Genomic DNA, 6,000 nt, shown 5'->3' with positions numbered 1-6,000 from the left:
TAAGTAGATGCAAATCGATCCGGCACTTGAAATGTTGTAGAATCAAGGATAAGAATACGCTCAAAGTGAGCAGAAAGAGCATGAGAAATCTTAGATACTCCTCCAATTTTAGCTTGTAGAAGTATAGTAAATACAGTTCGAAAGAAGGATACAGAAGCCGAGTTAAATCGCCGATTAAGTCCCTCAGGACTTAACAACACTCCTGTTGAAGTTTCTAATTGACTACAAAGTTGAGTAAGAGAGGTAGTAGCGATTTGTTGATTTAACCATACACACAAAGATAAGAAATGGTGCCCGTGGCACTTGCGTTTTCGTTTCATTCCGCCTGCTTCTATAGCTAATTGATTAAGTGTAGCGGGAGACATATATCGATATAACTCTTCAGCAAATAAAGACAACTCTTGTTTTTGATGAATATTCATAAAAAGCACGTCACCCTTTCTCATTAATATAAGAAAATAGTAATGCGCTTTTAATTTCAAGAATAGTCCGAATGTAGATTTGAAATAAAATTGTACTGTTTATAAAAAAGTCCTACCGTTTTGAAAAAAGTTAAACCGTTTGAAAAAATGGATTTAATTGTATTTTTTTGAACAGTCGTGCTAAAATATAAACATGAATACAAAAAATAAAACGAACAATCAAAAAGAAAAGTCATTTATTGAAAAAGCCCGGAGGGCTCAAATTATGGAATGTGCAATTGAAACACTTGCTGAAGTAGGTTATGTAAAAGCCTCTTTAGGACAAATCGCTAAACGTGCAAAAATAAGTAAGGGGGTTATTTCTTATTACTTTACAAACAAAGAGGAACTTCTAGAGCAAGTTATAATCGATTATTATATAGCTTGCCAGTCCTTTAGTTGTCCGCAAATTGAAGCTCAAACGACCCCAGAAGGAATGCTCCAAACGTATATTGAATCAAATCTGAAATTTATAGATAAACATCGAAAGCATGTATTCGCTGTTATAGAAATTGTTTCAAATGAAAGAACAGATGAAGGGAAACTTCGGTTTGCAGCAGACCATGATGAAACTATTTTTCTTCCCATTAAAAATATTTTACGTTTAGGGATGCAAGAGGGGGTGTTTCGAAAATTTTCCGAAACGGCCTTAAGGGTGATGGCGTTAACAATCAGGCATGCCATAGACGGATTTAGCCTCGAGCTAATGAGGAACCCCGATCTAAGCGTTAAAGATTACACTAAAGAACTTATTACAATCTTTGAGCGGACAACTCAAGAGTAACATATCACCCTGATAAGGGGGAAGGTCATGATATTTTATGAGGTTATTTGTTTTTGCTGTAAAAGTGTATTTCGAGTAAATGAAGGAACTGAAAAATATAAGCAATTCAAGGAAAATCCAAAAGGGAAATATTGCTGTGACGAATGCAGTCATAAAATAAGACTTGAAGCAATTAAACATTTTTTAGATAGGGGCATCTACTTCTTATTTTTACTAGTTTATAATGTCTAACATAATTCGTCTTAAAATAATTAAATTTATTTATAAATATTGTTTATATATTCATAAAGGAAAACTCCATTTTAATCAATCTTTTGACAAAATGGAGTTTTTTTATTTGTTGTTAAATAGGGATAGGAGGATATTTTTTAATCCATCTTTATTTTAAAGCTACACCGAATCCTTAAGTTGATGGATGTGGGGTAGCGTCCGGAGTAGCGTTAGGAAAATGGGGATTTACAACGTTAGGTATATTCCAGTATTAAAAATCCCAATTTCTCATTTATATCACTGAGAGATTGGGAATTATTCAACAATCGCGTCTGATTACATAATATTGAAATATGCAAAGAAGCAGTAAAAGTGTTCTTTAGTTATTTTGCGAGTAACACCCTGAGTCCAAAACCAAATTTATTCATCAATCTCCAACTTTTCCCACTCACTTAAATACATGACATCATGTACCACATTTTGTTTCTTTTCAGGAAGTAAACAAAGGAACTCTAATGAATTGCCGTCAGGATCGTTAAAATAAAGATTAGCAGTAGGTGTCCAGGTTTGTACCATGGGCTCAGTAGGTTCAAGACCAAAAGCCGATCTTGGACATATACCTTTATTGAGTAGCCATTCTCTTGCATTAATTATATCTTCATAGTTAATTTTGAATGCAAAGTGGCTTTTATGAAATTCTTCTTCTGAAACCTCCCAAACGCCCAGCATTTGTTCTCTCTTTTTATTTTTATCAAACCAAAAAAATGCTACACGGCGCTCTTCAATATAATGGGCTAGATCTAATCCTAGTTTATTATAAAATTCTATTGCTGTTTCTAAATTTTTTGTTTGAACATGTGTTTCATATAAAGATCCTGGGAACATAGTATATCCTCCTTAGTTTTTTTTTTTTTGAAAATTCTTACTATCAAGGACCATTTTAACAAATTAGAAATAGAAGTGATATCGTATAATTGGCTGAGCATGTATACATTGAATAAAAAGAACCATGTCGTTCAAGAAAAACTGATCAATTTAACAAGAGGATTTCTGATAACAAAACAGAATACATAAACGATTGGAACGTTAGGTAGAGCTGCATCAATATCAATCCCAACAGTAAAACAATAGACAATACGGTAGTTTGGAAAGATCATTAACAAAGTATTAGCTCAAAAAACATTTGGAGGAATATATGTTTAATGGGATTACATTAAGGTACATGGAGATGGTGTAAATGACATTGGAAAAGAAAAAGTATGATGCTGCCGTAATTGGAGGAGGATTGTCAGGAATGACTGCGGCTATTTATCTAGCAAAGGCAGGCAAATCGGTCATTGTTTTTGAAAAAGCAAGAAAACTGGGCGGAATGGCTCAAACAACAAATATAAATGGTGCCCTATTCAACTTTGGTCCGCATGCTATGTATGAAGGAGGCGGAGCGCTTCAAATCCTTAACGAACTCAACTGCATTCCAAAGGGAGGGTATGCTTCCAAAGGTAGACTAATTGGGATTTGGCAAGAGGGTATGGTCCAAATTCCAACAGATTTGTCTCAAGAAGAAAATATGGAGTGGAGTAAACTCATGAGTGGTTTAGGTCAAGTCGATACAGAATCGATTCGATCGATTAACTTAATGGATTGGGCAAAGAACCACATATTTTATGATCGTGTCCGTCTATTTTTTCTAGCAATGTGCAGGCAATGGTCGTATTGTGACAATCCGAGTGTTTTAAGTGCTGGTTTTGTGATCAAGCAAGGACAGCTAGCTGGACAGGGTGTCAAATATATTGATGGAGGCTGGCAAACCGTTGTGGATGATCTGCATGGACTAGCCGTGAAAGCTGGGGTAACCTTTGCCACCGGATGTAAAGTGAATCAAATTCTGCATAGCTCTGGTACTGTTCGTGCCTTATCGCTATCAGATGGTAATACAGTCTTAACGTCTTCAGTTGTCATTACTGCAGGACCAAATGAAGCTTGCCGGCTTGTTGAGGGAGCAGATCATATGTCGCTTGGAAGGTGGAAGAATGAATCTCGTCCCCTATATGCAGCATGTTTAGATGTAGCGTTGAATCGTCTGCCAAATTCGGAGAGAGCTTTCGCACTTGGCTTGGATCAACCATTCTATTTTTCGATTCAGTCGCTATCTTCTAAATTAAGTAAAAATGGAGCGTACGTACTTCATGTCATGAAATATAACGATAATCGGAGTCAGACAGATCCAAAAGAGGACAAGAAGCAATTGACTAATCTACTGGATCTTTTACAGCCTGGATGGGATAAGGAAGTTGACTCCATACGTTTCTTACCTAAAATAATGGTCGCCCACGATTCACGTACGATTTACCACGATGGAGCTGGTTCGGCTCCGGGTGTATTCGTTCCAGAAGTAAATGGGCTTTATGTTGCTGGGGATTGGGTCGGCTTAGAAGGGCGGCTGGCCGACGCGGCAATGATCAGCGCAAAACTTGCTGCACAGGGGGTTATTAACAATTCACATTAACGACATGGTAAATCGGAAGGGTCTCAATGAGCATGAAAAAGTTAGTGATTATTTCGATGTATGTTACGATACGAAGCGAAACAAAAATTACTAAGCAAAGGGGCGTTAAAATAATGAAGAAGCTTGTGTTAGCGACATTAGGATTAGCTATAGCATTATCATTTAGTAACAATACAGGTGATACACAACATGCTCTAAAAAAGGAAGAAATTATACAATACTCACATGCTGATCATTTTTAATAGCTAATTAACGAAGGGACTCCAATTATGGAGTCCCTTCGTTAATGGGGTAATGCTTTAGTTTATCTAATTATAACAATATTTGTAAAAAGTGTAAAGGGGTTCTAAATGTATAGAGGGGTTCATTTGGCTTTTTCATTTAATAAAAAATTATGTTTATACTTAATTTAATAATTTCATCTACGCTATATTTCATGAGCTCTTCAATCTGTGTATCTAGATTTTATTCTTGTGCACTTACAAGAGCGTACCCATAGACCATTTTTAGCCCTCTTTATATATTCTTTTTGATAAGTGTTATTGAGAGTATAAGATGAAAACTGTTTTAGCTGGTGAGGAAAAAGCGGGTTATCCAATATTAGAAGTACGAGAGGGGAAAGAATTCTGGAAAACGTCAAAAGAAAAAAGGAGTCGAATAACGACTCCTTTTTAAATGGGATAGATTTATTATCGGAAATATTACCTACTGAAATACTTTTTCAATTGTAGGCATAACAGCGATTGGTGGTAGAGATTTAGTCCATGCAGCTGCATATATATTTAACTTTTCACCTAAAGTGTAATCTTCTCCATTGGAAACAGGAACTCTTAGAATCTTATTCTGGGAAACTAGTTCCCACCAATCAGTTTGATAAGCAAGTGCTTCATCTTTTGTAGAAGTAGCTGCAACTACTAAATAATTGTTGTCTACCGAAATAACATATCCAGTAAACGGTTCTTGCTCTTGGTTTTGAATAGAGTGAACAGGTGTAGCGCTTCCAGAAGAATTATTTGAATCTGCAAAGGCTGGTGTTAATCCGAAAGTGAATCCACATCCTAATGTTAAAGCTGTTACGGTTGTTACTAATTTTTGATTGTTTGTAAACATGATAGATCCCCCTTATATTTTATCCCTACACTATTCACTTTCTAGTTGTATACATATAAAGCCTTTTAATATTAAGATATTTAACAATTATGTCACAAACATCCCATAAATGTTAATATTATCTATTAATAGGGATGGATTTATGTTATAATTCACTAGGTGAACTATTATTGTTCCTTTCATCTCTTGATGAATGTATACCCTTCCTTAATTTTAAATATGTTCAATTTTATTGGTGAAGAGGAGAGAGATCCCTCTTCTTTTTTCTGTTCATAACATAAGATTTTATATTATGAACAGAAAAAGAACCCTATGGGGTTCTTTTTCCAGGCATATTAACAGTAAGGAGAGTAATGAAGTGCTAATTTCAAATCTTTATTAGGTGAAAGATTTGAAAAAGCTTATGTTATTATTTTTACACATATGTAATATATAGTAAATTGATAATGTTTTGACTTACTATTGCTAATATTCAATTAAGATAGTTAACAATATTTTTATGTTGTTAACTATCTTGTTTGGCATGGAATGCTTTAAAATCTTTCTTTGAAGAATTTATTGTTGGCTATAAACAAATTAAAAATAAAACTAATAAATAAACCCAGTAGAAAATATAGAGTTAATGGATAACATAGCTTCTTATCAACGCAGTAGCATATATTTTTTAAGGGCTTTACTAAGTTTTTTGAAAGATTTAAGAACAAGAAGAAAGTTTTTAATGTTAGAATTCTGGAAACATTAGGGTAGAAATTTAATGTTTTCGGAAAAAAGAATTGACTTCTATATTAGCTGTAACTAGAATGGTTACATAAAGATGTAATCAATTCAGTTACAACTAATGACTGCTTAAAATAAAAATATGATTTATATATTTAATTAAGAATGGTGGTACACACGTTGCCACCCGGTGTAGAAAGTTACTAACGCAT

7 protein-coding genes are annotated in these 6,000 nt (G+C 34.4%); 4 read left to right on the top strand and 3 right to left on the bottom strand.

Annotated features, from left to right (window positions below):
• Positions 1-422, bottom strand: a 422-nt coding sequence (locus JDS81_RS21720) for a transposase (RefSeq protein WP_472926272.1), incomplete at its 3' end; no start/stop codon positions are given.
• Positions 423-615: 193 nt separating this feature from the next.
• On the opposite strand from JDS81_RS21720, the gene JDS81_RS21715 reads away from it, so the two are divergent.
• Both JDS81_RS21715 and JDS81_RS21710 read left to right on the top strand, forming a co-directional pair.
• Complete coding sequence (locus JDS81_RS21715; protein ID WP_097953409.1) at positions 616-1,245, top strand: TetR/AcrR family transcriptional regulator; 630 nt, start codon at positions 616-618, stop codon at positions 1,243-1,245.
• Positions 1,246-1,272: 27 nt separating this feature from the next.
• Positions 1,273-1,476 (top strand): DUF2197 domain-containing protein, encoded by a 204-nt coding sequence (locus JDS81_RS21710; RefSeq protein WP_097953408.1) that lies wholly within the window; start codon positions 1,273-1,275, stop codon positions 1,474-1,476.
• A 399-nt stretch (positions 1,477-1,875) separates the two neighbouring features.
• On the opposite strand, the gene JDS81_RS21705 is transcribed toward JDS81_RS21710, so the two are convergent.
• Positions 1,876-2,340 (bottom strand): VOC family protein, encoded by a 465-nt coding sequence (locus JDS81_RS21705; protein ID WP_097935979.1) that lies wholly within the window; start codon positions 2,338-2,340, stop codon positions 1,876-1,878.
• Between the two features lie 352 nt (positions 2,341-2,692).
• Between JDS81_RS21705 and JDS81_RS21700 the strand changes: the two genes are divergently transcribed.
• Together JDS81_RS21700 and JDS81_RS30765 are read left to right on the top strand one after the other, a co-directional pair.
• Entirely contained in the window at positions 2,693-3,961 is a 1,269-nt protein-coding gene (locus tag JDS81_RS21700) for a phytoene desaturase family protein (RefSeq protein ID WP_097953407.1), read from the top strand.
• A gap of 113 nt (positions 3,962-4,074) precedes the next feature.
• Positions 4,075-4,203, top strand: coding sequence for a hypothetical protein (locus tag JDS81_RS30765; RefSeq protein WP_016094016.1), 129 nt, complete (start codon positions 4,075-4,077; stop codon positions 4,201-4,203).
• Between the two features lie 463 nt (positions 4,204-4,666).
• Here the strand turns inward: JDS81_RS30765 and JDS81_RS21695 are convergent, their stop codons facing one another.
• On the bottom strand, positions 4,667-5,071 hold the full coding sequence (locus JDS81_RS21695; RefSeq protein ID WP_097953405.1) for a DUF3221 domain-containing protein: 405 nt from the start codon (positions 5,069-5,071) through the stop codon (positions 4,667-4,669).
• Between the last annotated feature and the right edge of the window lie 929 nt (positions 5,072-6,000).

The sequence above is a fragment of the Bacillus cereus group sp. N31 genome, from assembly GCF_016483245.1.
GTDB classification, from domain to species: Bacteria; Bacillota; Bacilli; order Bacillales; family Bacillaceae_G; genus Bacillus_A; species Bacillus_A toyonensis.
The sequence above is the reverse complement of the archived record's forward strand: the minus strand, read 5'-3'. Positions and strand labels throughout refer to the sequence as shown.